The sequence below is a fragment of the Micromonospora sp. NPDC023966 genome (assembly GCF_040639095.1).
Lineage (GTDB): Bacteria > Actinomycetota > Actinomycetes > Mycobacteriales > Micromonosporaceae > Micromonospora.
In genome coordinates this window covers 47,200-73,690 of the sequence record NZ_JBEZZJ010000027.1, presented here as the reverse complement: position 1 = coordinate 73,690, position 26,491 = coordinate 47,200, and the positions used below count along the sequence as shown (strand labels likewise).

Genomic DNA, 26,491 nt, shown 5'->3' with positions numbered 1-26,491 from the left:
CGTCCGGCGGGACCGGCCACCGGGGGATGAACAGTGGACCAACGTCGGGTGCGCGTCGCGTACTGTGCCGGGCCCGCGCGCGTCCGTTAGGGTTCCCCTCGATCAGGTAAGGCGGCGTCGGAGGGCGGACGGTGGGCAGGCTCGCGACGGCGTACCGGCAGGCGGTCGCCCTGCACCGGGAGGCCCTGCGCCGCTGGGAGGCCGCCCGGCGGGCGCTGGCCGCCGCCGGCCCGGCGCCCGTCGGCAGCCCCGAGCTGGTCGCCCGGCTGGCCCGGCTCGGCGGGGAGTTGGCCGCCCCGGTGCCCGGCACCGCCCGCGCCGCCACCCACCCCGTTCCGGTACGCCTCGGCGAGGCGACCACCGTGGACGGCGGTTTCCCGGTGCTGGTGCCGCTGGGCGCGGGCGCCCACCTCGCGATCGACACCGACGCCCGCGATCCCCGGGTCGGCGAGCTGCTGCGGGCCCTGGTGGTGCGGCTGCTCGCCGCCGCGCCGGCCGGCACGGTCCGGGTGGCCGGCATCGACCCGGCCGCCTTCGGCGCCGCGTTCCTGCCGCTGCGCCCACTGCTGGACGCCGGCGTGCTCGGCCCGGCCGCCACCACCGTCGCGGAGACGATCGCCCTGCTCGACGCGGCGGAACGGCACGCCCGCACCGCCCAGCTGGCCGCTCCCGAGGACCGGGAGCTGCTGCTGGTGGTGGCCGCGTCCGCCCCGCCGCCGCGCGAGCTGGCCCGGCTCGCCGCGCTCACCCACGCCGGGCCGGCCGCGGCGGTCTGCGTGCTGCTGGCCGGTCACCCGGCGGCCGGGCCGGGCGAGGCCCCGCCGCTCGGCGCCACCACCCAGCTCCGGCTCAACGAGCGGTACGCCCTGGTCGGCGACCCGCCCGGCCGCCCGTTCAGCACCGACGGCAGCGGGCTGGCCGCCCCGGTGCTGCTCGACGGCGACCCGTCCCACGCCACCGTGACCGGCCTTGCCCGGCGGCTCGCCGAGACCGCCCGGCTCGCCACCGCGGTCACCTTCGCCGACCTGCTGCCGGCCCGGCGCTGGGCCGAGTCGTCCGGCGCCGGGCTGCGTACCGTGCTGGGCCGCGCCGTGCGCCAACTCCCGCTCGGCGCGCCCGACATCGCGCCCGGCGCCGCCGGCCGGGAACCGGTCACCGTGGCCTTCGACGACGCCACCCCGCACTGGCTGGTCGGCGGGCGCACCGGCGCCGGCAAGACCGTGTTCCTGCTCGACGTGCTCTACGGGCTGGCCGCCCGCTACTCGCCGGCCGAACTCCAGCTCCTCCTGCTCGACTTCAAGGAGGGCGTCAGCTTCACCGAGTTCGTGCCCACCGAGCGGGACCCGTCCTGGCTGCCGCACGCCCGCGCCGTCGGCATCGAGTCCGACCGCGAGTACGGCGTGGCCGTGCTGCGTGAGCTGCGCGCCGAACTGACCCGCCGGGCCGACCTGCTCAAGCGGCACGGCGTCAGCAAGCTCGCCGACCTGCCGCCGAACGCCCGGCCGCCCCGGATCGTCACCGTGGTCGACGAGTTCCACGTCCTGTTCGCCGGCAACGACCCGCTCGCCCGGCAGGCCGTCGACCTGATCGAGGAACTGGCCCGCAAGGGTCGCTCCTACGGCCTGCACCTGGTGCTGGCCAGCCAAAGCACCACCGGCATCGAGGCCCTCTACGGGCGGGCCGAGGCGATCTTCGGCCAGTTCCCGCTCCGGGTCGCGCTGCCCGGCGGGGGCGGCGTGCTCGACCCCCTCAACGACGCCGCGAAGACGCTGGTCGTGGGCACGGCCGTGGTCAACACCGCCGGGGGAACGGCCGGCGCGGACACCCTGGTCCGTTTCCCCGACGCGCACGCCGCCGCGGTGGACCTCGCGGCCCTGCGCCACGAGCTGTTCGCCGCCCGGCCCGCCGGCTCCCACCCGCCCGCCGTCTTCCGGGGATACGAGAGCCCACGGCTCGCCGACGACCCCACCTGGGTCGACCTGGCGCCGGGGGCCGAGCCGCCGCTCGCGCTGGTCGGCCGCACCGTCGACGTGGCGGGCAGCCCCGCCGGGTTCCGTCTCGACGCCAGCCCCGGCCGGCATCTGGCCGTGGTGGGCACTGCCGTGGCCGGCGTGGACGTGCTCCGGTCGGCCACCCGGAGCCTGGCTCGGCAGCACGCCCCCGGCACGGCCCGCTTCCTGTTCGCGCCGCTGGCGCCGGGGACCACCGAGACCGCCGACGACCTGGCGATGACGCTCGCCGCCGCCGGCCACCCGGTCCGCCGCCTCGACGCGGCGGCACTGCGCGCCCACCTCGCCGACCTGGCCGCCGCGCCCGCCGCCTCCGCCGCGCCCGCCGCCTCCGCCGCGCCCGCTCGCCCCGGAGCCGCCGACCACCGGGCCGGACCGGCCGGGGCGGCCGCGTCCGGGCCGGCCACCACCCCCGCGCGGACCTACCTGGTGGTGTTCGGAATGGACGCCGCCGCCGGGGCGCTCGCCGCGACCGACCCGGAGACGTTCCGTTCCGGACACGACGACCTGCGGGCCGTGCTGCGCCAGGGACCCGGGCACGGGGTGCACCTGCTCGGCTGGTGGCGCGGGCTGCGCCGGCTCGCCGAGGACCTCGGCGGCAGCCAGAACCGCGACGACGTGGCCTGCCTGGTCGCGCTGAACGTGCCCGCCGCCGACCTCGGGCTCCACCTCGGCGCGCACGACCTCGCCTACGCCCCGCGCGACGGCCGGGCCCTGCTGGTCGACCGGCACGAGCACCGCACCGCCCTGATCGTGCCCTTCGTCGGCGACGGAGACGAGTCGTGAGCGGCTTCGACGAGTACGCGGCCCTGCTCCGGGAGCTCTCCACCCGGCAGCGGGGCGGGGAGCGGGCGGTCGCCGCCGAGGCGGAACGCCGACGTGCCCTCCAGTCCACCGTCGACCAGCTCGGCCGGCGCCTCGCCGCCCAGGGGCAGCGCCTCGACCAGCTCGGCCAGGCCATCGACCTGCCGATGCGGTCGGTCCCGGCCGAGGCTCCGAACGCGCCGGCGGTTCCGGTCGGCGCCCCGCCGGCGGCGGGATCGGCCGCCGTGGCGGGATCGGCCGCGCCCGTGGCGGGATCGGCCGCGCCGGTGCCGCCCGGCGCGGAGACGCCCGGAACCGGGGCCGGGGCGACCGGCGGCGCAGCCGCCGCGCCGGGGCGGCCGGGGATCGGGGCGTATCAGGATGGGACGCTGCCGGGGCCGCGGGTGGGTGACCCGGCGACGGAGCTGGCCGCGGCCGGGCAGCTGGCCGACGAGGCCGACCGCCACGGGCAGCAGGCCGAGGCCCTGGCGCAGCGGCCCGTGCTGCTGCCCACCTGGTCGGCGCCGGCCCGGGCGGTCGCCGTCTACGCGGCCTGCGCGCTGGCCGGCTCCCTGCTCATGCTGGTGGCGCTGATCGGCTCGCCGCTGCCGGCCACCGGGCTCGATCTGGTGGCCGCCGTCTCGTGCGCCGGCGTCCCGCTGCTGTCCTTTCTGGCCGGACACCTGGTGCTCGGGCGCTGGGGCCGCCCGGTGATCGGCGGCGAGACCCCGTCGGGGCGGTACGTGCCGCTCGGCTTCGTGATCTGCGCGCTGGTCGCCCCGTCGCTGTTCTGCCTCTACCTGGTGGTGTTCCGGCTGCTGGGCTGAGCGGCGCGTGGTTCACGGGCCGGGTCGGCGCGCGGGCGTCACGTAGGCTGCGGGGCAGGCGAGCAGGGGAGGGCGCGTGAGCGCGGCGCAGATCATCGCGAGGCTGGCGGCGGCGGCCCAGAAGCTGGACGAGGCGAAGGCCCGGACGGCCGCCGCGGCGCAGGACGCCGCCGAGGCCCGGGCACTGGTCGCCGGCGTCCTGGAGGGCGTGGCCGCCGGACCGCTGATCGGCGTCATCGACGCCTACCGGCAGGCGCTCACCCAGGCCGCCCAGGGCGGCGAGCCGGCCCGCCAGCACCTCCAGGAGACCATCGCCAAGGTCCAGACACTCGGCAGCTGACCCGCGCGGGACCGAAAGGGACCGCAGGGTGATTGGCCGGTTTGTGCCTCCCGCGCGACAACGGGTTACCGGCGCGTAACTTTCCATTGACGTGTGTGAAATCGGACACGCATCATCGTTTCCACGATCGATCGGATCCCCCACCGTCCCTCCCGGCTCACCCGGGGCCTCCCACCGGAGGTGCAGCCCATGCTGCTCCGAACGATCCTGGCCGCCACCGCCGCCGTCACCGCCCTGCTCGTCCCGGCCACCGCCGCCCACGCCGAGCCCACCACCGAAACCGCCACCACCGCGGGCGCCACCGGCGCCGCCGAGGCCGCCACGGCCGAGGCGACCGGCCTCGCCGCCGGCGCCGACCCGGTCATCGTGGTCGGCGGCCTGATCGGAATCTCCATCGCCTACGAGCCGATCGCCGCCCGGCTGCGCGCTGACGGCTACCGGGTCTCCATCTACCAGTTGCCGAACCTCGGCTTCGGCGACATCCGCGAGTCCGCCCGCGCCCTGTCGTCCTACGTGGACCAGGTCCGCGCCGCCACCGGGGCGGCCAAGGTGGACCTGGTCACCCACTCCGAGGGCGGCCTGGTCTCCCGCTGGTACGTCAAGTTCCTCGGCGGCGCCGGCAAGGTCGACCACTACGTCAGCCTGGGCAGCCCGCAGCAGGGCACCTACGTCGCCAACATCATCAACTTCCTCGGGCTGGGCAGTTGCGCGGGCATCGTCGCCTGCCAGCAGATGTCCATCGGGTCCAGCCTCCTCACCGACCTGAACGGCGGCGACGACACCCCGGGCGCGGTCCGCTGGACCACCGTCCGCACCTGGCAGGACGAGCTGGTCCGGCCGGTCGACAACGCCGCCCTCGCCGACGGCGCCACCAACGTCCTGGTCCAGGCGTGGTGTCCGCTGCGGATCGTCGGCCACCTCGGCCTGGTCCTCGACGGGACCACCTACACGGTGGTGCGGCAGGTGCTCGCCGACGCCGCGATCCGGCCCAACTGCTTCGCGATCTGAGACCGCGACCGGGTTCGACGGTCGCACCCCGCGGCCGTCGAGCCCGTCCGTCACGTGGTGGCGCCGCCCCGGATCAGGTCGGCGGCCCGCCAGGCCAGCGCGGTCACCGGCGCGCTGGTCCAGCCCGACACCATCATCGGCAGCACCGACGCGTCGACCACCCGCAGCCCGGTCACCCCGCGTACCCGGAGCTGGGGGTCGACGACGTGCTCGTCGTCCGGGCCCATGGCGCAGGTGCCGATGGCGTGGTAGCCGCTGTAGCCGTGCGCCAGGGCGGCCTCGATGATCTCCTCGTCGGTCTGGACCGCCGGCCCGGGCAGGGTCTCCGCCGCGATCCGCTTGGCGATCGGCCCGGTGGCGAACAGCTCCCGCATCCGGCGGAACGTTTCCACCGCGACCCGGCGATCGTGCGCGGTGGCGAAGTAGTTCGCCACGATCGCGGGCGGAGTGCGGGGGTCGGGGCCGGTGATGGCGAGGCTGCCCTCGCTGTCCGGTCGGGTCACCGTGCCGAGGCACAGCAGGCCCGGCTCCCGCTCCAGCTCCAAGGCGCGGCCGGGGCGCGGTGGGGCCGCCGAGAAGGGCGCCATCAGCAGGTGGGCGTCCGGCCGGTCCAGCTCCGGACGGGACCTGACGTGGGCCGCGACGTCCATCACCGGCAGGGCCAGCGGGCCATGGCGCGTGAACAGGTAGTGCACGGCGGCGCGGGCCTGCCCCAGCGAGCTGGCGAGCCGGGGGTTGTAGCCGCCCGGCTCGACGAGCCGGTACTGCAGGGCCATCGACCGGTGCTCCCGCAGGCCCGCCCCCACCCGGGGTCGGTCGAGCAGCACCGGGACGTCGGCGGAGCGCAGGGTGTCGGCCGGCCCGATGCCGGAGACCTGCAGCAGTTGCGGGGTGGCGAGGGCGCCCGCGGCGAGGATCACCTCGGCCGCCGCCCGGTGGTCGGTCTCCCGGCCCCGGTGCGCGACCCGTACGCCGACCGCCCGGCCGTCCTCGACCAGCACGCGCAGCGCGACGGTGTCGACCGCGACGGTCAGGTTCGGCCGGTCCCGTACCGGGTGCAGGAAGGCGTCGGCGGCGCTGACCCGGCGTCCGGCGTGGATGGTGGCCGTGGCGTAGCCGATCCGCTCGCCGTCGTCGGCGTCGAGGTCGTCGACCCGGCGCCAGCCCAGCTCCGCCCCGGTCTCGAGCATCTCCTCGCAGAGCGGGTCGGTGCCGGTGGCGACGGACAGGCGCAGCGGGCCGCCGGCGCCCCGGTGCGCTGCGGCGCCCAACGGGTGGTCCTCCAACCGCTGGAAGATCGGCCGCATGGTGGACCAGCCCCAGCCGAGGTGCGCCAGCGCGTCCCAGTCCGGTGCCGCGCCGCGGCTCCAGATCATGCCGTTGATCGAGGTCGAGCCACCGACCATCCGGCCGCGCTGCCAGGTTTCCTGCCGCCCCGGCGCGGTGGTCGCCGGGTAGTGCCAGGCGGTGCGCGGGTCGTCCATCAGCCGGGAGAACGCCTTGGGCACGCGAACGAAGGGACTGCGGTCCCAGCCGCCCGCCTCGATCAGCAGCACCCGGGTGCCCGGGTCCTCGGTGAGCCGGTTGGCCAGCACGCACCCCGCCGCGCCGGCGCCAACGATGACGTAGTCGAAACCGTCCACTCCGGCCACCCCCACCTTGTCCCGGGCGTGAGAATCCTTCTGACGGTAGCGACTCGATCACGCTTCGGAAAGGGCTGCGCGGTCAGGTTGTGGTGGGCGGCTCAGGCGGCCTTGGCGAGCGCCTCGAACTCGTCGTCGCTGAGCCGCACCTCGGCCGCGGCGACGTTCTCCTCCAGGTGCGCCACGGAGGATGTACCCGGAATGGGGAGCATGACCGGCGACCGGCGCAACAGCCAGGCGAGGGCGAGCTGCGCGGGCGTCGCGCCGTGCTCGGTGGAGATCGCGTCCAGCGGACCGCCCGGCCGGGCCAGGTTGCCGGTGGCGATCGGGAACCAGGGGATGAACGCCAGGTCGTTGCGCTCGCAGTGGTCCAGCACGTCCTCCGCGCTGCGGTCGGCGAGGTTGTAGAGGTTCTGCACCGAGACCACCGGGGCGATCTGCCGGGCGGCCTCGATCTGCTCGACGGTCACCTCGGAGAGGCCGATGTGCCGCACCTTCCCCTCCTGCTGGAGCAGCGCCAGTTCGCCGAGCTGGTCCGCCAGCGGCACCTTCGCGTCGATCCGGTGCAGCTGGTAGAGCGGGATGCAGTCCAGGCCCAGGTGGCGCAGGCTCAGCTCGCACTGCTGGCGCAGGTACTCGGGGCGGCCCACCGGCCGCCAGTCGCCCGGGCCGGAGCGGGTCAGCCCGGCCTTGGTCGCGATGACCAGGTCCTCGGCGTACGGGTGCAGCGCCTCCTTGATCAGCAGCTCACTGACGAAGGGGCCGTAGGAGTCGGCGGTGTCGATGAAGGTCACACCCAGCTCGTACGCCCGGCGCAGCACCCGCACCGCCTCGGCCGGGTCCTTCGGATCACCCCAGACCCCGGGGCCGGTGAGCTGCATGGCGCCGTATCCCAGTCGGTCGACCTGCAGGTCGCCGCCGATCCGATAGGTGCCCGAGGCCTTCGCGGGCCCGGTGCTGGTCACCATGGCTGTCCTCCTGTGCGTCGTCGTCGGCGGACGTCACCGCCCCGACCGGAAGTCTTTCCCGTGAATCGCCGTCGTCAACGTCCCAGGTCGGGCGTTTCCGCGCCGAGCCCGTCGCCCCGTCGCGGCGGGACGAACGGCCCAGTGGGTCCGCAACCCGGCCGGCGGGCCGGGGCAGTTGCGGCGAGTGACCCCGGCGGCGGTGACCGCCGTGCGACGCTGGGCGGGACGGTGGTCTGGAGGTGCGCATGGCCGCGACGCCACGGCTCGACTTCGCGCTCGACACGTACGAGTGCATCGTGCTCTACCCGGGACCGTCGGGCCGGGCCCTGCCTGAGGAGACCGTGCAACGGCTCCAGGCCGAGCACCTGCGGCACGTCCAGGCGCTGCAACGGAAGGGCATCGTGCTGGTCGACGGCTCGGTGGACGGCCCGGCCCGCGAGCCGGACCCGCCGATCGGCTTCGGCCTGGCCCGCACCGGCTCCGTCGACGACGTCCGCAGCGTGATGGAGGCCGACCCGGCGGTGCAGGCCGGGCTCTACCGGGTCGAGGTGCTCACCTTCCTCTGCCCGGCCGGCTCCCTGGAGTTCCCGCTCGCCAAGACGCAGACCTGACACCCGCCGGGCGGCCGGCGCGACCGTGCCCGCCGGCGCACCGTCGTCCCGATCCGGGCCGACGACGGCATGGCTGCGGCCGGAGGGCGCCGCGGGCGGGTGGCCGGCCGGCGACGGCGGGCCACCCGCCCCGCCGTCGGCTCCCGTGGACGCGCCGCCCCGCCCCCGTGGACGCGCCGCCCGCCCCCGTGACGGGAGGCCCCGGGAGCACCGCGTCGGGGAATGCCGGCGAGCGGTACGATTTCCGCCGCGCGGTCGCCGATGCCCGCCACACACGACGTCCCGGTGCGGTTCCACCCCGCCCGCCGGCGCGGGGTATCGCGCGTCGTTGGACAACTGTTCCGCAGTCCGAAAGGGGTCGGCCGGCAGGTCGACCCGGAGGAGAGACTAGCCTGATGGGCGTGACACGCCGCGCGAAGATCGTCTGCACACTCGGCCCCGCCACCTCGTCCCCGGAGCGCATCCGGGGTCTGGTCGAGGCGGGCATGAACGTGGCGAGGCTGAACTTCAGCCACGGCAGTCACGAGGACCACGAAAGCGTCTACCGGCTGGTCCGGGAGGCCGCCGAGGCGGCCGGGCAGCCGGTCGCGGTGCTCGCCGACCTCCAGGGCCCCAAGATCCGCCTCGGCCGGTTCGCCGACGGCCCGTACGAGTGGCGCACCGGCGACTCGGTGGTCATCACCGGCGACGACATCCTCGGCACCAAGGACCGCGTCTCCTGCACCTACCGCAAGCTGCCGCAGGAGGTGAAGCCGGGCGACCGGCTGCTGATCGACGACGGCCGGGTCGCGGTCGAGGTCAGCGACGTCACCGGCAACGACATCCGGGTCCTGGTCACCGAGGGCGGCCCGGTCTCCAACAACAAGGGCGTCTCGCTGCCGAACGTGGCGGTCAGCGTCCCGGCCCTGTCGGAGAAGGACGCCGACGACCTGCGCTTCGCCCTCGGCCTGGGCGTCGATCTGATCGCGCTCTCGTTCGTCCGCTCGCCCGAGGACATCAAGTTGGTCCACTCGATCATGGTCGAGGAGGGCGTGCTCCGCCCGGTGCTGGCCAAGGTCGAGAAGCCCGAGGCGGTAGACCACCTGGAGGCGATCGTGCTCGCCTTCGACGGGGTCATGGTGGCCCGCGGCGACCTCGGCGTCGAGCTGCCCCTGGACCAGGTGCCGTTGGTGCAGAAGCGCGCTGTGCAGCTCTGCCGGGAGAACGCCAAGCCGGTCATCGTGGCCACCCAGATGCTCGACTCCATGATCGAGAACTCGCGCCCCACCCGGGCCGAGGCCTCCGACGTCGCCAACGCGGTGCTCGACGGCGCGGATGCGTTGATGCTCTCCGGTGAGACCAGCGTCGGCAAGTATCCGGTGCTCACGGTCAGCACCATGGCGAAGATCATCACCACCACCGAGGCCGGCTCGATCGGCGTGCCGCGGCTGCAGCACGACCCGCGTACCCACGGTGGCGCGCTCACCGTCGCGGCCTCCTCGATCGCCCGGGCCATCGGCGCCAAGGCCATGGTCGCCTTCTCGCAGACCGGCGACACCGTCAAGCGGCTCGCCCGGCTGCACTGTGACCTGCCGCTGCTGGCCTTCACCCCGGTGCCCGAGGTGCGCAACCAGCTCGCCCTCTCCTGGGGCGTGGAGACGTTCCTGATGCCGTTCGTCGAGCACACCGACGACATGTTCCGCCAGGTCGACCAGGCGCTGCTCGGTCTCAACCGGGCCAACCCCGGCGACTACGTGGTGATCGTGGCGGGCAGCCCGCCCGGCACCCCCGGCTCCACCAACACGCTGCGCGTGCACCAGCTCGGCTCGCTGGTCGACGCGGCCTCCGCGCGGGCCCTTCAGTGAGCGCGAGGAGTGAGCCGGTTCTGCGAGCCCCGCAGTCGCGAACAGAGGTGACGCAGTGAGCGCGAGGAGTGAGCCGGTTCTGCGAGCCCCGCAGTCGCGAACGAAGGTGAACCAGTGACCGAGCGTCCGGTGGCGACCGGCCAGGCCGCGGTCGACCAGCTCCTGGAGGTGCTGGACCTCGACCACACCGGCGAGATGACCTTCCGCGGGATCAGCCCGCCGGTGGGCCCGCAGCGGGTGTACGGCGGCCAGGTCGCCGGCCAGGCCCTGGTCGCCGCCGGGCGCACCGTCGACCCGGAGCGCTTCGTGCACTCCCTGCACGGCTACTTCGTCCGCCCCGGCGACCCCGTCGAGCCGATCGAATACCAGGTGGAGAACGTCCGGGACGGCCGCTCCTTCTCGGTGCGCCGCTCCGTGGCGCTCCAGCACGACAAGCCGATCTTCTTCATGTCGGCCTCGTTCCAGCGGCAGGAGGAGGGGCTGGACCACCACGCGCCGGTCCCGCCGGACGTGCCCGCCCCGGACGAGGTCCCGACCATGACCGACCGGCTCTCCCGCTACCCGGAGCGGCTGGGCATCTGGGGCCAGATCCCGCGCCCGATCGACGTCCGCTACGTCGGCGAGCCAGGCTGGGTACGCCCCGGCGACCGCCCCGCCGAGCCGCACCAGCGGGTCTGGATGCGGCTCGACGGCAAGCTCCCCGACGACCCACTGCTGCACGCCTGCGCCCTCGCCTACGCCTCCGACCTGACCCTGCTGGACTCGGTGCTGTCGGTGCACGGCGAGGTGTGGGGGCCCGGGGGAGTGGTGGGCGCCAGCCTCGACCACGCGCTCTGGTTCCACCGGTCGTTCCGTGCCGACGAGTGGTTCCTCTACGACTGCTGGAGCCCGTCCGCCTCGGGTGCCCGGGGCCTGGCCACCGGCCGGATGTTCACCACCGACGGCCGGCACATCGCCAGCGCCGTGCAGGAGGGTTTGCTGCGCCGGGTCGGCGCCTGACCGGGCAACCGTGACCGTTCGGCCGAGGGTCGGGAAACCGGGCGGCTGACCAGGCGACTAACCTTGCCGCCATGCGCCTCTCCGCCCGGGTCGACTACGCCCTCCGCGCGACCGCCGAGCTGGCCTCGGTCGCCGGCGGCGCGACCGCGGGGCGGAGCCGGCCGGTGACCGCCGAGCAGATGGCCCGCGCCCAGGACATCCCGCCGAAGTTCCTGGAGAGCATCCTGCTCCAGCTGCGCCGGGGCGGCATCGTGCACGCCCAGCGCGGCCCGGAGGGCGGCTACTGGCTGGCGCGGCCAGCGTCGGAGATCTCCCTCGCCGAGGTGATCCGGGTGATCGACGGCCCGCTGGCGCACGTCCGCGGCCAGCGCCCGGAGCAGCTCGGCTACCAGGGCGCGGCGCGCGCGTTGCAGGACGTGTGGATCGCGCTGCGGGCCAGCGAGCGGGAGATCCTCGAACTGGTCACCATCGCCGACGTGGCCAGCGGCAACCTGCCGGGCCGGATCAACGAGCTGGCCGCCGACCCCAGCGCCTGGAGCTGACCACGCCGTCCTCGGCCCGCCGGCGTCGCACCGGCGGCTGACCCGCGCGCCCCGCCGGGCCGTCCGGCGCGTCCCATCAACCGGATGGAGGACTTGACCGGAGCGCCGCCGTGCCGCATTGTCGACCAAGTCGATAGGAGATGCCGAAAAGTCAGGGGGCGCTCGTGCGCAAGCTGCTGGTCCTCGCCCTCGTCGGGCTCGCCGCGCAACTGGTCGACGGCGCGCTCGGCATGGCGTACGGGCTGACCTCCTCGACGCTGCTGCTCTTCGCCGGGGTGGCGCCGGCCGCCGCGTCCGCCTCGGTGCACCTGGCCGAGATCGGCACCACCCTCGCCGCCGGTGTCTCGCACTGGCGCTTCGGCAACGTCGACTGGCGCGTGGTCGGTCGGATCGCACTGCCCGGCGCGGTCGGCGCGTTCGCCGGCGCCACCTTCCTCAGCTCGATCTCCACCGAGTCCGCCGCGCCGTGGATGGCGGCCATCCTGTTCAGCCTCGGCGCCTACCTGCTGGTCCGCTTCTCCCGGCCGCTGCGCGCCAACCGGGCCGCCGGCCGGCTGCGCAGCCGCTTCCTGGCTCCGCTCGGCCTGTTCGCCGGCTTCGTCGACGCCACCGGCGGGGGCGGCTGGGGCCCCGTGGCCACCCCGGCGCTGCTGGTCTCGGGCCGGATGGAGCCGCGCAAGGTGATCGGCTCGGTGGACACCTCCGAGTTCCTGGTGGCCGGCGCGGCCAGCATCGGCTTCCTGATCGGCCTCGGCTCCGAGGGCTTCCTGCTGCCCACCGTGGCCGCGCTGCTGATCGGCGGCCTGATCGCCGCGCCGATCGCCGCCTGGCTGGTCCGCATCGTCCCCGCCCAACTGCTCGGCGCCGTCATCGGCGGGGTGATCGTGCTGACCAACACCCGCACCCTGCTGCGGGCCGGCGAGCTGGGCGGCCCGGTCCCGGCCCTGGCCTACACGGTGCTCGGCGCCGGCTGGCTGGTCGCCCTGGTGCTGGCCACCCGGGCGCTGCGCCGCACCCGCCGGGCCCGTGCCACCGCCGAGGCCGCCCTCGCCGCGCAGACCACCGACCCGACCACCTCGGCCACCCGGACCCCCGCCCCGGAGCAGCCGCGCCGGCTCGCCGCCGCCGTCGAGGGCTGACGCCCCCCGGGCCGCCCCGGCCTCTCCGACTCGCGATCTTGCACTTTGTGCCCGTCTGCCGAGGCTTTCGCCCCTTCTGCCGGGGCAGCAACTGCAAGATCGCCGGGGGAGGTCGGGCCGGCACACTTGGTGCGCGGGCACAGGCGGGGTGGGACTTGGTTGTGTGGCGGGAAAGCGTTGTCCTACCCTGACGGGGCGCGGAGCCGAACTACCGACGTCGATAGATGGCGTCCCACGTCACGTCAGCGCGGCGTACCCCTCTTCGCCGGCCCGGGCAGGCCGGCGCGTCCGTCGCGTGCCTGACCTCCGCGAAAGGCATCCTCGTGCACCCCTTCATTCCGCGCCGCCGTACCGTGCTGCTCGCCGCGGCCTCGGCGGCCGCTCTCCTGGCCGGCGCCCTCACCACGGTGACCGCCGCCGCGGCGGCCACCGGCTGCCGGGTCGACTACCGGATCACCAACCAGTGGGGCGGCGGCTTCGGCGCCGACGTCACCGTCACCAACCTCGGCGACCCCGTGGCCGGCTGGACGCTCACCTGGAGTTACACCGCCGGGCAGCAGGTCACCCAGTCCTGGAACGCCACGGTCAGCCAGTCCGGCACCCAGGTCACCGCCCGCGACGCCGGCTACAACGCCGCCATCGGCACCGGCGGCACCGCCAACTTCGGCTTCAACGCGTCCTGGAACGACGCCAGCAATCCGGCCCCGACCAGCTTCGCGCTCAACGGGACCACCTGCACCGGCGGGACCACACCCACCAGCGCGCCGCCGCCCACCTCTGCCAGCCCCACCCCGACCCCGACGACCACCACCCCGCCGACCGGGGCGAAGCAGATGGAGAAGCTCGACCGGGGGCTGGTCAGCGTCCGATCGGGCAGCGGAAACCTGCTGTCCTGGCGCCTGCTCGGCACCGAGACCTCCGGCGTGTCGTTCAACCTCTACCGCGGCGCCACCCGGGTCAACAGCGCCCCGATCACCGGCGCCACCAGCTATCTCGACAGCGGCGCGGCGGCCGGGTCGGCGTACACGGTGCGGGCCGTGGTGAACGGCGCTGAGCAGGCGGCCTCCGCCCCGGCGCTCCAGTTCGCGAACGGCTACCTGGACGTGCCGATCCAGGCCCCACCCGGCGGCACCACCCCGACCGGGGAGTCCTACACCTACTCGGCGAACGACGCCAGCGTCGGCGACCTCGACGGCGACGGCCGCTACGAGTTCGTGCTCAAGTGGGAACCGTCCAACAGCAAGGACAACTCCCAGTCCGGCTACACCGGCAACGTCTACCTCGACGCCTACACCCTCACCGGCACCCGGTTGTGGCGGATCGACCTGGGCCGCAACATCCGCGCCGGCGCCCACTACACCCAGTTCCAGGTGTACGACTACGACGGCGACGGGGACGCCGAGATGGCCGTGAAAACCGCCGACGGCACCCGCTCCGGCACCGGCCAGGTGATCGGCTCGGCGTCGGCCGACCACCGCAACTCCAGCGGCTACGTGCTCGCCGGACCCGAGTACCTGACCATGTTCGACGGCCGCACGGGCGCCGCCCTGTCCACCGTCGACTACGACCCGCCGCGCGGCACCGTCTCCTCGTGGGGCGACTCCTACGGCAACCGGGTCGACCGGTTCCTCGCCGCCACCGCCTACCTCGACGGGCAGCGCCCCTCGCTGGTCATGGCCCGCGGCTACTACACCCGCGCGGTGATCGCCGCCTGGGACTTCCGCGACGGCACGCTGCGCAAGCGCTGGACCTTCGACTCCAACGCCAGCGCCAACGGCGCCGCCGCCGGCCAGGGCAACCACAACCTCTCGGTGGCCGACGTGGACGGCGACGGCCGCCAGGAGATCGTGTACGGCGCCGCCGCCATCGACGACAACGGCCGGCTGCTCTGGTCCACCGGCAACGGGCACGGCGACGCGATGCACGTCGGCGACCTCGACCCGGCCCGCACCGGACTGGAGGTCTTCAAGGTCGACGAGGACGGCAGCAAGCCCAGCTCCTGGATGGCCGACGCGCGCACCGGCCAACTGCTCTGGCAGACCGCGCCCGGCGGCGACAACGGCCGCGGCGTCTCCGACGACGTCTGGGCCGGCAGCCCCGGCGCCGAGTCCTGGTCCTCCGCCGTCGACGGCCTGCTGAACACCAGGGGACAGAACGTCGGCCGCAAGCCGTCCTCGGCGAACTTCCTCGCCTGGTGGGACGGCGACCCGGTGCGCGAACTCCTCGACGCCACGAAGATCGACAAGTACGGCACCGGCGGCGACACCCGGCTGCTCACCGGCAGCGGCGTCGCGTCGAACAACGGCACCAAGTCCACCCCGGCGCTCTCCGGCGACCTCCTCGGCGACTGGCGGGAGGAGGTGGTCTGGCGCACCGCCGACAGCACGGCCCTGCGCATCTACAGCACGCCCACCCCGACTGCCCTGCGCCTGCCGACCCTCATGCACGACCCGCAGTACCGGGTCGCCATCGCCTGGCAGAACACCGCCTACAACCAGCCGCCGCACCCGGGCTTCCACCTCGGCGACGGCATGAGCACCCCGCCCGCGCCGAACATCTACCTGCGCTGAACGGGCAGGCACCGGGTCGCCGGCCGCGGAACCCGCTCCGCCGGCGACCCGGTGCACCACACCGCAGCACCCCCGACCCGTCCCGACCGGGAATGCCGTACCACCACCGGCATCAAAGTTAGGCGACCTGCGCGACGGTGGGGTGACGTGGCTATGAAGAGCGTGTTTCAGCCGTTCCGGCGCAGCCCACCGGCCACCTTCTCGGCGATCAGCTCGAACGAGCGGACCCGGTCGGCCACGTCGTAGACCATCGTGGTCAGCATCAGCTCGTCCGCGCCGGTGCGCTCCAGCAGCGCGCCGAGCTGGCGGGCCACCGTCTCCGGCGAACCGGTCGCCTGGCCCTCGCGGCGCTGCGTCACGAACTTCCGCTCCAGCTCCGAGTACGGGTAGGCCGCCGCCTCCTCCGGACTCACCAGCGGCTCCGGCCTTCCCGAGCGCAGCTTCAGGAACGACAGCCCGGCCGGACCGGCCAGCCACTCGGCCCGCTCGTCGGTCTCCGCGCAGACCGCGTTGACGGCCACCATCGCGTACGGCTGCTCCAGCCACTGCGACGGCCGGAAGCTCTGCCGGTAGAGCTGGAGCGCGGGGATGGTGTTCTGCGCGCTGAAGTGGTGCGCGAATGAGAACGGCAGCCCGAGCAGCCCGGCCAGCTGGGCGCTGAACCTGCTCGACCCCAGCAGCCACACGGCCGGGGACTGTCCCCGGCCCGGGGTCGCGGTGATCGGGCCCGGCTCGGCGCCGCTGAAGTAGTTCATCAGGTCGGCCAGCTCGCGGGGGAAGTGCTCCGCCGACAGCCCCTCCATGGTCCGGCGCAGCGCCAGCGCGGTCACCTGGTCGGTGCCCGGCGCCCGGCCGATGCCGAGGTCGATCCGGCCCGGGTGCAGCGCCTCCAGGGTGCCGAACTGCTCCGCCACCACCAGCGGGGCGTGGTTGGGCAGCATCACCCCGCCGGAGCCCAGCCGGATCGTCGAGGTGTGCGCCGCCAGGTGCGCCAGCAGCACCGCCGGCGCGGAACTGGCGATCGCCGGCATGTTGTGGTGCTCGGCCACCCAGAACCTGCGGTAGCCCAGCTCCTCGGTGCGGCGTGCCAGCTCGGTGGTGTGCCGCAGCGCCTCGCCGGCACTGCCGGTGGCGGCGACCGGGGCAAGATCAAGAACAGACAGGGGTACGTCGATCACACGCAACAGCAACCCGCCACGCGCCGGATTTGTTCCCTCGGGTGCGCTAGCCCATACCGCGCGCCTGCTCGAAGATCAGACTCGTCTGGGTGTGCTGCACCGCCGGATCCACCGCCAGGTGATCCAGCACGAAGTCCCGCAACGCGTCCCCGGACGCCGCCCGCACGTGCAGCACGTAGTCGTCCGCGCCGGCCACGTGGAACACCGACACCACCCCCGGCAGCCGCACCGATCGGGCCCGGAACGCGTCCACCGCCGCCCGCTCGTGCGCGGCCAGGCGCACCGACACCAGCGCCTGCAACGGCAAACCCACCGCCGCCGGGTCCACCTCCGCGTGGAACCCCCGGATCGCCCCGCACTCGCGCAACGCCCGGGTTCGCGTCAGGCACGTCGACGGGGCCACCCCCACCCGCTCGGCGAGGGCGTTGTTCGGCAACCGGCCGTCCGCCGCCAGCTCGGCCAGGATCGCGCGGTCGACGTCGTCCAGCGCCGCGAAGGGCCGTACATCATTCGGTGCGACAGGCATGCGAACATCTTTCCCCGAACTTCCCTCCCCGGGAAGGGCTCGGCGCAGAATGTTCTTCGCTTCTATTGCCGAACGGCAGCCTCATGTTCGACGCTTCCGCCATGACCGCCGTGGACACCGCAGCCGTACACGCCGGGCGCGAGGACCTCGCGGGCCTCGGCGTCCACGTGCCGCCCATCGACTTCTCCACCACCAACCCGCTGCCCTCCGTGGCCGACGGCGGCGACGCGTACGAGACCCTCGCCACCGGCGGCACCCTCCCCGCCGGCGGCAGCGCCGTCTACCAGCGGCTCTGGAACCCCACCGTGGCCCGCTTCGAGACCGCCCTCGCCCAGCTCGAAGGCACCGCCGAAGCCGTCGCCTTCGCCAGTGGCATGGCCGCCCTCACCGCCACCCTGCTCGCCGCCACCCGCGACGGGAAGCGGCACGTCGTCGCCGTCCGCCCCCTCTACGGCGGCACCGACCACGTGCTCGCCACCGGCCTGCTCGGCACCGAGGTCACCTGGGCCCGGTCCGACGAGGTCGCCGCCGCGATCCGGCCCGACACCGCCCTGGTCGTCGTCGAGACCCCGGCCAACCCCACCCTCGACCTCGTCGACATCGCCGCCCTCGCCACCGCCGCCGGCGACGTCCCGCTGCTCGTCGACAACACCGTCGCCACCCCGGTGCTCCAGCAACCCGCCCGGCACGGCGCCGCCCTCGTGCTGCACAGCGCCACCAAGAGCATCGGCGGCCACGGCGACGTGCTCGCCGGCGTCGTCGCCTGCGCCCCCGACTGGGCCGCCCGGCTGCGCCAGGTCCGCGCCGTCACCGGCGCCGTCCTGCACCCGCTCGGCGCCTACCTCCTGCACCGCGGCCTGCAGACCCTGCCGCTGCGGGTCCGCGCCCAGCAGGCCGGCGCCGAGAAGCTCGCCGCCTGGCTCTCCGACCACCCCGCCGTCACCCGGGTGCACCACCCCAGCGTCGGCGACCCGGCCGCGCTCGTCGGCCGGCAGATGTCCGGCCCCGGCAGCCTGCTCGCCTTCGAGGTACGCGGCGGCGCCCCCGCCGCGGCCGCCGTCGCCGGCGCCTGCCGGCTCATCACCCACGCCGTGTCGCTCGGCGGCGTCGACACACTGATCCAGCACCCCGCCTCGCTCACCCACCGGCCCGTCGAGGGCGACGCCAAGCCGTGCGGCGGGCTGCTGCGCCTGTCGGTCGGGCTCGAGGACCCGGAGGACCTGCGCGCCGACCTGGCGCAGGCGCTCGCGGCGCTCTGAGGAAGTCAGGACTTCGGGCCGACGTGGCGGTCCAGGGCCGCCACGGCGTCCCGCCGCGCCACGGACAGCGAGTTGCGGCGGTTCATCCGCCAGGCGATGCCGAGCAGGTCGAGACCCCACTGGCAGAGGCCCATGATGTCGGCCGACTCGTTGGTGAACATGTAGCGGGGGTAGACATACTCCTTTCCGCGCACGACCACCCGGTTGGCGAACCGGCACCCGTCGGAGTGGAAGAGGCCGCGCACAAAATCGCCTTGATGCGCCTCGACGATCTGCCGCTGCCAGCCGGCCAGGACGATCCGCCGCTGGTGCTTCATGCCCGGACCGTGTTGCGGAAACAAGCAGGGCCAGTGCTTGCCGTAGCTCTGGACACTGACGCAGCCCTGCTGCTGAACGCGCTGCACCTTTTCCGCCATGACTCGCCGCATGGCGGCGTCGCACGCGTCGATCAGGCCCGGCCAGCTGTTGCTGCAGGAGACTCGCAGCACCGGCACGCGCTTGGTGGTCACGAGATGTCCGTCGCCCAGATACAGGCCGAGCAGGTAGGCATACGCCACGGGATCTGTCGGATGGTCGACGTCCGGGCGGCAGCGGAAACAGCGCAGCGCCGTGCCCTGCCGTTTCGCCTCGGGTCGGACCTTGCACCACTCTCTGACGGTGGGATAGGAGACCCCGACGGCGCGGGCAGCCTCGGCGACGGTCGCCCCGGCAAGATAGAGCTGCCGTGCGCGGGCGCGTATTTCGGGTGAGTGCACAGGGTCATTCTCGAACACCCGTACGACACTTTCGGTGTCCCCGGTGGGACTCGAACCCACACTGTCGGAGGTTTGAGCTCCGCTTCTCTGCCGATTGGAATACGGGGACAGGCTCGCCCGACGCTCTCGCGTCGCCGCATAGGTTACCCACTACGCTAGGGGCGGCGACACCCGGCAGGGCGGGTGTCGGGTTCGAACTGGTGGGAGTGGCTCGTGGCCGACATGCAGACGGATGCCGAGCGCAAGCGCGTTCTGATTGCCGAGGACGAGGCGCTCATCCGGCTGGACCTGGCCGAGATGCTGGTGGAAGAGGGCTACGAGGTGGTCGGCGAGGCCGGTGACGGCGAGGCCGCCGTCAAGCTCGCTGAGGAGCTCAAGCCGGACCTGGTCATCCTCGACATCAAAATGCCGATCATGGACGGGCTGGCCGCGGCCGAGCGGATCGCCGGCGCGCGGATCGCCCCGGTGATCATCCTGACCGCGTTCAGCCAGCGTGACCTGGTGGAGCGGGCCCGCGCGGCCGGCGCGATGGCCTACCTGGTCAAGCCGTTCCAGAAGAGCGACCTGGTGCCGGCGGTGGAGATCGCGCTGTCCCGCTACTCCGAGATCGCGGCGCTGGAGGCGGAGGTCGCCGGCCTCACCGACCGGCTGGAGATCCGCAAGACCGTCGAGCGGGCCAAGGGCGCGCTCATGACGACCTACGGGATGACCGAGCCGCAGGCGTTCAAGTGGATCCAGCGCACCGCCATGGACCACCGGATGACCATGAAGGAGGTCGCCGAGCGGATCCTGGCCGAGACCGCCGGCGGCGAGGTGGCACAGCCCGCCTCCTGATCCCCGCCCGGCGCCGTCCGGTCGGGCAGCCCTGGGCGCGTCCCCTGACCCGACGGACGCGCCGGAGCGGAACGTCGCCCGGGGCGGGCCCCGGGACATCGCGGGGTAGGCGGCTCGCCGGGTTCCCGGTGTCGGGCCCGGTCGATACGATCGCCGCCATGCGGCGTCCCGTGGCGGTACTCGGCGTGGCCGTCGTGCTGCTCGCCGCCTGCCACTCGACCGGTCGCGCCGAGCCGGCCCCCGAGGCGATCCGGCCGTCGTGGCAGCCGGTCACCCTGCCCATGCCGTCCGGCCTGTCCGGCCGGCTGGCGCTGCGCGACGCCGCCGCCTGCGCCGGGCGCTGGTTCGTGGTGGGCGCGGTGGTGGACGCCGCCGGGATGACGCGCCCGGCGGCCTGGTCGAGCGGCGACGCGGCCACCTGGACGCCGCTGCGGCCGGTGCCGCGCAGCCCGTACGGGGTGGAGAACGTGTTGACCGCGGCGGGTTGCCGGGACGGCCGGCTGGCCGCTGTGGGCGGCAAGAGCGGCGGGGTGCACGGCAATCCGCGGATCAGCACGTGGCGGCAGGTGGCGGACGGCTCGCTGGTCGAGGTGCCGGCCGAGTTCGAGGTGTTCGGCGGCGCGGACGCGGTGAACACGGGCCGGATCGCGGGCGGGCCGCGCGGCTGGCTGGTCTCCGGGAACCGGGCCACCGGCGCGGCGGCCTGGGTGTCGCCGGACGGGGCGGACTTCCGGTTGGTGAGCGGGGTGCCGGGGCTGGCCACGGACGCGTCGGGCCGGCCCTGGGCGGCGGACGGCACGGCGACGGCGTCGGGATGGCTCATGGTGGGCTCGGTGCTGTCGTCGGGGCGTACCGGATCGGCGGCCGTGGTGTGGACCTCGGCGGACGGGTCGGCCTGGCGGCGCGCGGTGCTGCCGGGTGGCGGCGCGGCCGAGGACCTGCAGCGGGTGGTTCGGGTGGGGGACCGGACGGTGGCGGTGGGCCGGCGCGGCGACGGCCTGGGGGCCTGGCTGGGGGAGGGCGACGCCTGGCGGCCGGGCGGGGGCCTGGGCGGCGCGGGCACGGACCGGCCGGGCCGGGTGTGGGGGCTGGCCGCGCGCGGTGACGGTGTGTGGGCGGTGGTGGCGGGGTCGGCGGCGGGCGCGGGGTGGTTCTCGGCGGACGGCGTGCGGTGGTCGCCGGTGGCGCTGCCGGTGGGGGTGCCGGGGGCGAGTGACCGGACGGTGGCGGTGGCTGCGGCGGGTGAGGCGGCGCTACTGCTGGTGGATGACGGCGCGCGGGCCGAGGTGTGGTCGGCGCGGGGGCCGTGGCGGCCCGTCTGAGGCTCTCACCAGGGCTTTTCGGGTCGGTGTCGGATGTCCGATTTTCTCTCCCGCCCGTCCCGTCTGTTACAGCACTTCTGTGAATCCGGCCACTCAACGTAACGGTTAGGTGAACCCCGCTGCTCAGGTCTACCTTCGCAGCCCGCTGTTGGGATAACGTCCCGGCCCAGACCGGGATCGCGGTCGGTCCGGCCAACCCCTGCAAGGTCCAATTCGCGGTGGGTGGTTTCCGGGCCATCGGACGGAGGAGGGTACGAGCCGTGAGGCAGAAGCTCGCACGGGTGCTGGGTGGCGTGGCCATCGGCGCGCTCGTTTTCAGTGGCGCGGCCTGCAAGGCTGACAGTGGTAGTGATGCGGGTGGCAGCAAGGCCGCCTGTGACCTGAAGATCGGCTTCTTCGGCCCGCTGACCGGTGACGCCGCGGGTCTCGGTATCCACATGCGTAACGGCACCAAGCTGGCCATCGACCAGTACAACAAGGACAACGCGGACTGCAAGGTCCAGCTGTCCGAGTACGACTCGCAGGGTGACCCGGCCAAGGCGCCGGCCCTGGCGCAGCAGGCGGTCGGCGACGCCAAGGTCGTCGGCATCATCGGCCCGGCCTTCTCGGGTGAGTCCGAGGTCGGCAACCCGATCTTCGACGAGGCCGGCCTGCCGGCCATCACCCCGTCGGCGACCCGCCCGAGCCTGAGCACCAAGAACTGGAAGATCTTCCACCGGGGCGTCGGTAACGACACCTCCCAGGGCCCGGCCGCCGGCCGGTACATCAAGAACGTCCTGAAGGCCGACAAGGTCTACGTGGTGGACGACCAGTCGGCGTACGGCGCCGGCCTGGTGGACGAGGTGAAGAAGGTCATCGGCGCGGTCGCGGGCGAGGACAAGATCCAGGTCAAGCAGACCAACTTCTCCGCCGTCGTCACCAAGATCCAGAGCAGCGGTGCGAACGTCCTCTTCTTCGGTGGCTACTACACCGAGGCCGGCCTGCTGCTCAAGCAGCTCAAGGGCGCGGGCTGGAAGGGCACGATGGTCGCCGGTGACGGTGTCAACGACGCCAACTTCATCAAGGTCGCCGGCGAGCAGGTCGCCGAGGGCACCATCCTCACCTGCCCGTGCGCCCCGGCCACCGCGGCCAAGGGCACCTTCGTGACCGACTACAAGGCGGCCTTCGACAACGCCGAGCCGGGCACCTACGCCGACGTGTCGTACGACATCACGAAGATCTTCCTCGAGGGCATCAAGGCCGGTAAGTCCTCCCGCGCCGACCTGCTCAGCTTCGTGAACTCCTACAACGGCACCGGCGGCGCCACCGGCGTCACCTACAAGTTCGAGTCCAACGGCGAGCTGGACCCGGCCCAGGTGAAGGTCTGGGCGTTCAAGGTGAACGCGGGCAAGGTCGTCCCCGACATCGAGATCCCCAAGTCCTGACCGGTTCGTCCGGTCCCGGCACGGGACACCAGGCGTGCGGCCGGGAGATTTCCTCCCGGCCGCACCGCTTGGCCGCACAGTTGGAGCCCCCACTTGAACTTCGATGAGCTCTTCGGGAATTTCCCGGCGCTGACCATCACCGGCTTGGAGCAGGGCGCGATCTACGCGCTCATCGCCCTCGGCTACACCCTGGTGTACGGTGTTCTGCGCCTGATCAACTTTGCTCACTCCGAGGTCTTCATGGTCGGTACCTTCACCGCCCTGTGGACCTGGCAGGCCCTCGGCTACGACCAGAACTCGGCCGCCCCGGCCCTCGGCCCGCTGATCCTGGCGGTCGTCGCCGGTCTCGTGGTCGCGATGGCTGCCTCGGCGCTCACCGCGGTCACGGTCGAGCTGGTCGCCTACCGACCGCTGCGCCGCCGCAACGCGCCGCCGCTGGCCTTCCTCATCACCGCGATCGGCGCGTCGTTCGTGCTCTCCGAGTCGTTCGGCATCAGCACCAACCGCGCCCCGTTCGGCATGCCGGACCTGATCCCGCAGAAGACGGTCTTCACCCTCTTCGGTGCCGGGGTGACCAACGTCCAGCTGCTCATCCTCGGCGTCACGCTGATCATGATGATCGGGCTGGACCAGTTCGTGAACCGTAGCCGCCTGGGCCGCGGCATCCGGGCGGTCGCGCAGGACGCGGACACCGCCGCGCTGATGGGTGTCAACAAGAACCGGGTCATCCTGCTGGTCTTCGTGCTCGGCGGCCTGATGGCCGGCGTGGGCGCCCTGCTGTGGGACGTCCGGTTCGGCTACACCAAGTTCAACGTCGGCTTCCTGATCGGGCTGAAGGCCTTCGCGGCCGCGGTGCTCGGCGGCATCGGCAACCTGCGCGGCGCGCTGCTGGGCGGCCTGCTGCTCGGCGTGGCGGAGAACTACGCGTCCGGCCTCTTCGGCGGCGACTGGAAGGACTTCACCGGCTTCGTGCTGCTGATCGTGCTGCTGATGTTCCGGCCGACCGGTCTGCTCGGCGAATCTCTCGGGAGGGCGCGCGCATGACCGCCACCGTGGACAAGAAGAGGGCCGGGGGCTTCAAGAGCCGCTGGGCCGCGATGCCCAAGCAGGTGCGCTGGGCGGCGATCGCCGCGCTGATCGTGCTGCTCTACATCCTGCCCAACAAGTGGTTCTACGAGTACCTCGGCTTCCCCATCGGCAGCGATTACTTCGCCTTCTACACCACCCGCTCGGACTTCGCCGGGGTGCTCTTCGACACCGCGGTGTTCGTCCTGCTGGCCGTCGGGCTCAACGTGGTGGTCGGCTTCGCCGGCCTGCTCGACCTGGGCTACTTCGGCTTCTACGCGCTCGGCGCGTACACGGTCGCACTCCTGACCTCGCCGGAGAGCCGGTTCGGCACGAACTGGCCATGGCTGGCGGCGGTGCCGCTGGCGGTGATGGTGGCGATGGTCTCCGGCGTGATCCTCGGCGGCCCGACGCTGCGCCTGCGCGGCGACTACCTGGCCATCGTGACCCTCGGCTTCGCCGAGATGATCCGCCTGTACGCGGCCCGCAACGAGGGCGTCCTCCAGGGCCAGCGGGGCATCCCGGCGATCCCGCACCCGCCGGGCACCGGCACCGACGGCAAGCCCCTGTTCGGGGTGGTCGACGCCCGGCCGTACTACTGGCTGATGCTGACGCTGATCCTGATCGTGCTGCTGCTGATCCGGAACCTGGCCAACAGCCGGGTCGGCCGGGCCTGGGTGGCGATCCGTGAGGACGAGGACGCCGCCGAGATCATGGGCGTGCCGACGTTCAAGTACAAGCTGTGGGCGTTCGCCATCGGCGCGGCGGTGGCCGGTCTGACCGGCGCGGTCTTCGCCGGAAAGCAGACGTTCATCAACTCCGACCAGTTCGTGCTGGAGAGTTCCATCCTGGTGCTGGCCGCGGTGATCCTCGGCGGCGCCGGCAACATCAAGGGCGCCATCGTCGGCGGCGCGGTCACCTGGTACCTGCCGGAGTGGCTGCGTGGCGTCGGCGACCTCATCGGGGTGGAGTTCGACGCCGCCGAGTACCGGATCCTGGTCTTCGGCCTGGTGGTCATCGTCATGATGATCTTCCGGCCGCAGGGTCTGGTGCCCAACCGGCGGCGGGCGGCGGAGTTCGCCGACCGGCGCAAGGAAGCGGTTCCCCAGGAGACGGTGCCCAATGAGTGAGCCGCAGATGCACAGCGAGCGGGACGAGACCAGCGAGCGGGACATCGCCGACGACGGTCGCAGCACGGTCGGCACCCCGCCGGAGAAGGGCGCGGACACGCCGGTCGAGCCCACGCCGGGCGAGACCCCCGCGGCCGGGCGGGAGCCGCTGCTGGAGGTCGACCACGTCACCCTCCGCTTCGGCGGTGTGGTCGCCCTCGACGACGTCGCCTTCACCCTGTACAAGGGTGAGATCCTCGGCCTGATCGGCCCGAACGGCGCCGGCAAGACGACCTGCTTCAACGCGATGACCGGCGTCTACCGGCCCACCGAGGGTGAGATCCGGTTCGCCGGGCAGCGGGTCAACGGCAAGCGCCGGAGCTGGATCACCAAGGCGGGCATCGCCCGGACGTTCCAGAACATCCGGCTCTTCCCGGAGATGACCGCGCTGGAGAACGTGATGGTGGGCGCGGACGCCCACCACAAGACCAGCGTGATCGCCGCGATGCTGCGGCTGCCGCGGCACTGGCGGGAGGAGCGGGAGGGCCGCGAGAAGGCGCACGAGCTGCTGCGCTTCGTCGGCATCGAGCGCCGCGCCGGGGACCTGGCCCGCAACCTCTCGTACGGCGAGCAGCGCCGGCTGGAGATCGCCCGGGCCCTGGCCACCGATCCGACCCTGCTCTGCCTGGACGAGCCGGCCGCCGGCTTCACCCCGGCGGAGAAGGAGGAACTGCTCGGCCTGATCCGGAAGATCCGCGACAATGGCACGACGATCCTGCTCATCGAGCACGACATGCGACTCGTCATGGGCGTGACCGACCGGATCGTGGTGCTGGAGTTCGGCAAGAAGATCGCCGAGGGCCTGCCGGCGGAGGTCCGGGAGGACCCGAAGGTGATCGCCGCGTACCTGGGGGTGCCGACCGATGCTGCTTGAGATCAACGACCTGACCCTGCTGTACGGGCGGATCCAGGCGCTGCACGGGATCAGCCTGACGGTCAACGAGGGTGAGGTGGTGGCCCTGATCGGCGCGAACGGCGCCGGCAAGACCACCACCATGCGGGCCATCTCCGGGCTGCGTCCGGTGGCGTCGGGCTCGATCGTCTTCGACGGCACCGACGTCACCCGGATGCGGGCCGACCTGCGGGTGGTCCGGGGCATCGGGCAGGCGCCCGAGGGCCGGGGCGTCTTCCCCGGCATGAGCGTCATCGAGAACCTGGAGATGGGCGCGTACACCCGCAGGGACCGGTCGGGCATCGCCGAGGACATGAAGATGGTCATGGACCTCTTCCCGCGGCTGGCCGAGCGGCGCAAGCAGCCCGGCGGCACGCTCTCCGGCGGTGAGCAGCAGATGCTGGCGGTGGGCCGGGCGCTGATGGCCCGCCCGCGGCTGCTGCTGCTCGACGAGCCCTCGATGGGGCTCGCGCCGATGCTGATCCAGCAGATCTTCGAGATCATCACCCGGATCAACGAGCAGGGCACCACCATCCTGCTGGTGGAGCAGAACGCCCAGCAGGCGCTCTCCCGGGCCCACCGGGGCTACGTGCTGGAGACCGGCCGGATCGTCAAGGAGGGCACCGGCCGGGACCTGCTGCACGACCCGGCGGTCAAGGAGGCGTACCTCGGCGTCGCCTGAGCCGTACGCGTCGGCGGCCGGCCGTCCCCACCCGGGGCGGCCGGCCGCCGCTTTTCGCGGTGCCGCCGTCCGTCGGGTTGT

At 73.4% G+C, this 26,491-nt stretch carries 23 protein-coding genes and 1 tRNA gene; 18 read left to right on the top strand and 6 right to left on the bottom strand.

Features of this window, described 5'->3' with window-relative positions:
• Positions 1-131: 131 nt before the first annotated feature.
• The 4 genes from AB0F68_RS26590 (at position 132) to AB0F68_RS26575 (ending at position 4,988) form a co-directional block, all read left to right on the top strand.
• Positions 132-2,795 (top strand): FtsK/SpoIIIE domain-containing protein, encoded by a 2,664-nt coding sequence (locus tag AB0F68_RS26590; protein ID WP_357343049.1) that lies wholly within the window; start codon positions 132-134, stop codon positions 2,793-2,795.
• The gene (locus AB0F68_RS26585) at positions 2,792-3,640 is read left to right on the top strand and encodes a hypothetical protein (protein WP_357343047.1); all 849 of its coding nucleotides are present in this window, start codon (positions 2,792-2,794) and stop codon (positions 3,638-3,640) included. The genes AB0F68_RS26590 and AB0F68_RS26585 overlap by 4 nt, the downstream gene beginning before the upstream one ends.
• 76 nt (positions 3,641-3,716) lie before the next feature.
• Positions 3,717-3,980, top strand: a complete 264-nt coding sequence (locus AB0F68_RS26580) for a DUF6244 family protein (protein WP_357343045.1) — start codon at positions 3,717-3,719, stop codon at positions 3,978-3,980.
• 189 nt (positions 3,981-4,169) lie between these two features.
• Positions 4,170-4,988, top strand: coding sequence for an alpha/beta fold hydrolase (locus tag AB0F68_RS26575; protein WP_357343043.1), 819 nt, complete (start codon positions 4,170-4,172; stop codon positions 4,986-4,988).
• Between the two features lie 50 nt (positions 4,989-5,038).
• Here the strand turns inward: AB0F68_RS26575 and AB0F68_RS26570 are convergent, their stop codons facing one another.
• Positions 5,039-6,631, bottom strand: a complete 1,593-nt coding sequence (locus AB0F68_RS26570) for a GMC family oxidoreductase N-terminal domain-containing protein (protein ID WP_357343041.1) — start codon at positions 6,629-6,631, stop codon at positions 5,039-5,041.
• A 101-nt stretch (positions 6,632-6,732) separates the two neighbouring features.
• The gene (locus AB0F68_RS26565; RefSeq protein ID WP_357343039.1) at positions 6,733-7,599 is read right to left on the bottom strand and encodes an aldo/keto reductase; all 867 of its coding nucleotides are present in this window, start codon (positions 7,597-7,599) and stop codon (positions 6,733-6,735) included.
• Positions 7,600-7,844: 245 nt separating this feature from the next.
• Here AB0F68_RS26565 and AB0F68_RS26560 point away from each other — a divergent pair, with 245 nt between their 5' ends.
• The 6 genes from AB0F68_RS26560 (at position 7,845) to AB0F68_RS26535 (ending at position 15,304) form a co-directional block, all read left to right on the top strand.
• Positions 7,845-8,210: a YciI family protein gene (locus tag AB0F68_RS26560; protein WP_357343037.1), complete on the top strand. Its 366-nt coding sequence runs from the start codon at positions 7,845-7,847 to the stop codon at positions 8,208-8,210.
• A 395-nt stretch (positions 8,211-8,605) separates the two neighbouring features.
• Positions 8,606-10,054, top strand: a complete 1,449-nt coding sequence (gene pyk / locus AB0F68_RS26555) for a pyruvate kinase (protein WP_357343035.1) — start codon at positions 8,606-8,608, stop codon at positions 10,052-10,054.
• 114 nt (positions 10,055-10,168) lie between these two features.
• Complete coding sequence (locus tag AB0F68_RS26550) at positions 10,169-11,053, top strand: acyl-CoA thioesterase II (protein WP_357343033.1); 885 nt, start codon at positions 10,169-10,171, stop codon at positions 11,051-11,053.
• Between the two features lie 71 nt (positions 11,054-11,124).
• Positions 11,125-11,595, top strand: coding sequence for an Rrf2 family transcriptional regulator (locus AB0F68_RS26545; RefSeq protein ID WP_357343031.1), 471 nt, complete (start codon positions 11,125-11,127; stop codon positions 11,593-11,595).
• A gap of 164 nt (positions 11,596-11,759) precedes the next feature.
• Positions 11,760-12,734: a sulfite exporter TauE/SafE family protein gene (locus tag AB0F68_RS26540; RefSeq protein WP_357343063.1), complete on the top strand. Its 975-nt coding sequence runs from the start codon at positions 11,760-11,762 to the stop codon at positions 12,732-12,734.
• A 323-nt stretch (positions 12,735-13,057) separates the two neighbouring features.
• Positions 13,058-15,304, top strand: a complete 2,247-nt coding sequence (locus AB0F68_RS26535; protein ID WP_357343029.1) for a cellulose binding domain-containing protein — start codon at positions 13,058-13,060, stop codon at positions 15,302-15,304.
• 167 nt (positions 15,305-15,471) lie between these two features.
• Here AB0F68_RS26535 and AB0F68_RS26530 read toward each other — a convergent pair whose 3' ends face one another.
• Together AB0F68_RS26530 and AB0F68_RS26525 are read right to left on the bottom strand one after the other, a co-directional pair.
• Complete coding sequence (locus AB0F68_RS26530; RefSeq protein ID WP_357343027.1) at positions 15,472-16,482, bottom strand: LLM class flavin-dependent oxidoreductase; 1,011 nt, start codon at positions 16,480-16,482, stop codon at positions 15,472-15,474.
• A 46-nt stretch (positions 16,483-16,528) separates the two neighbouring features.
• Positions 16,529-17,008 (bottom strand): Lrp/AsnC family transcriptional regulator, encoded by a 480-nt coding sequence (locus AB0F68_RS26525; RefSeq protein ID WP_357343025.1) that lies wholly within the window; start codon positions 17,006-17,008, stop codon positions 16,529-16,531.
• Between the two features lie 83 nt (positions 17,009-17,091).
• Between AB0F68_RS26525 and AB0F68_RS26520 the strand changes: the two genes are divergently transcribed.
• Positions 17,092-18,267: an aminotransferase class I/II-fold pyridoxal phosphate-dependent enzyme gene (locus tag AB0F68_RS26520; protein WP_357343023.1), complete on the top strand. Its 1,176-nt coding sequence runs from the start codon at positions 17,092-17,094 to the stop codon at positions 18,265-18,267.
• A gap of 5 nt (positions 18,268-18,272) precedes the next feature.
• Here the strand turns inward: AB0F68_RS26520 and AB0F68_RS26515 are convergent, their stop codons facing one another.
• The gene (locus AB0F68_RS26515) at positions 18,273-19,040 is read right to left on the bottom strand and encodes a helix-turn-helix domain-containing protein (RefSeq protein ID WP_357343021.1); all 768 of its coding nucleotides are present in this window, start codon (positions 19,038-19,040) and stop codon (positions 18,273-18,275) included.
• Positions 19,041-19,057: 17 nt separating this feature from the next.
• Positions 19,058-19,131, bottom strand: a tRNA-Leu gene (locus tag AB0F68_RS26510).
• Between the two features lie 104 nt (positions 19,132-19,235).
• Between AB0F68_RS26510 and AB0F68_RS26505 the strand changes: the two genes are divergently transcribed.
• The 7 genes from AB0F68_RS26505 to AB0F68_RS26475 all read left to right on the top strand — a co-directional run bounded on the left by AB0F68_RS26505 (position 19,236) and on the right by AB0F68_RS26475 (position 26,410).
• A complete protein-coding gene (locus AB0F68_RS26505; RefSeq protein WP_357343019.1) occupies positions 19,236-19,856 on the top strand; it encodes a response regulator in 621 nt (206 codons plus the stop codon).
• A gap of 158 nt (positions 19,857-20,014) precedes the next feature.
• A complete protein-coding gene (locus tag AB0F68_RS26500; protein ID WP_357343017.1) occupies positions 20,015-21,178 on the top strand; it encodes a hypothetical protein in 1,164 nt (387 codons plus the stop codon).
• 260 nt (positions 21,179-21,438) lie between these two features.
• A complete protein-coding gene (locus AB0F68_RS26495) occupies positions 21,439-22,602 on the top strand; it encodes a branched-chain amino acid ABC transporter substrate-binding protein (RefSeq protein ID WP_357343015.1) in 1,164 nt (387 codons plus the stop codon).
• Positions 22,603-22,695: 93 nt separating this feature from the next.
• Positions 22,696-23,646, top strand: a complete 951-nt coding sequence (locus AB0F68_RS26490; RefSeq protein ID WP_357343013.1) for a branched-chain amino acid ABC transporter permease — start codon at positions 22,696-22,698, stop codon at positions 23,644-23,646.
• Entirely contained in the window at positions 23,643-24,797 is a 1,155-nt protein-coding gene (locus AB0F68_RS26485; RefSeq protein ID WP_357343011.1) for a branched-chain amino acid ABC transporter permease, read from the top strand. The genes AB0F68_RS26490 and AB0F68_RS26485 overlap by 4 nt, the downstream gene beginning before the upstream one ends.
• Positions 24,790-25,710, top strand: coding sequence for an ABC transporter ATP-binding protein (locus AB0F68_RS26480; protein ID WP_357343008.1), 921 nt, complete (start codon positions 24,790-24,792; stop codon positions 25,708-25,710). Before AB0F68_RS26485 ends, AB0F68_RS26480 begins: the two co-directional genes overlap by 8 nt.
• Entirely contained in the window at positions 25,700-26,410 is a 711-nt protein-coding gene (locus AB0F68_RS26475; RefSeq protein WP_357343006.1) for an ABC transporter ATP-binding protein, read from the top strand. The genes AB0F68_RS26480 and AB0F68_RS26475 overlap by 11 nt, the downstream gene beginning before the upstream one ends.
• Positions 26,411-26,491: the final 81 nt, after the last annotated feature.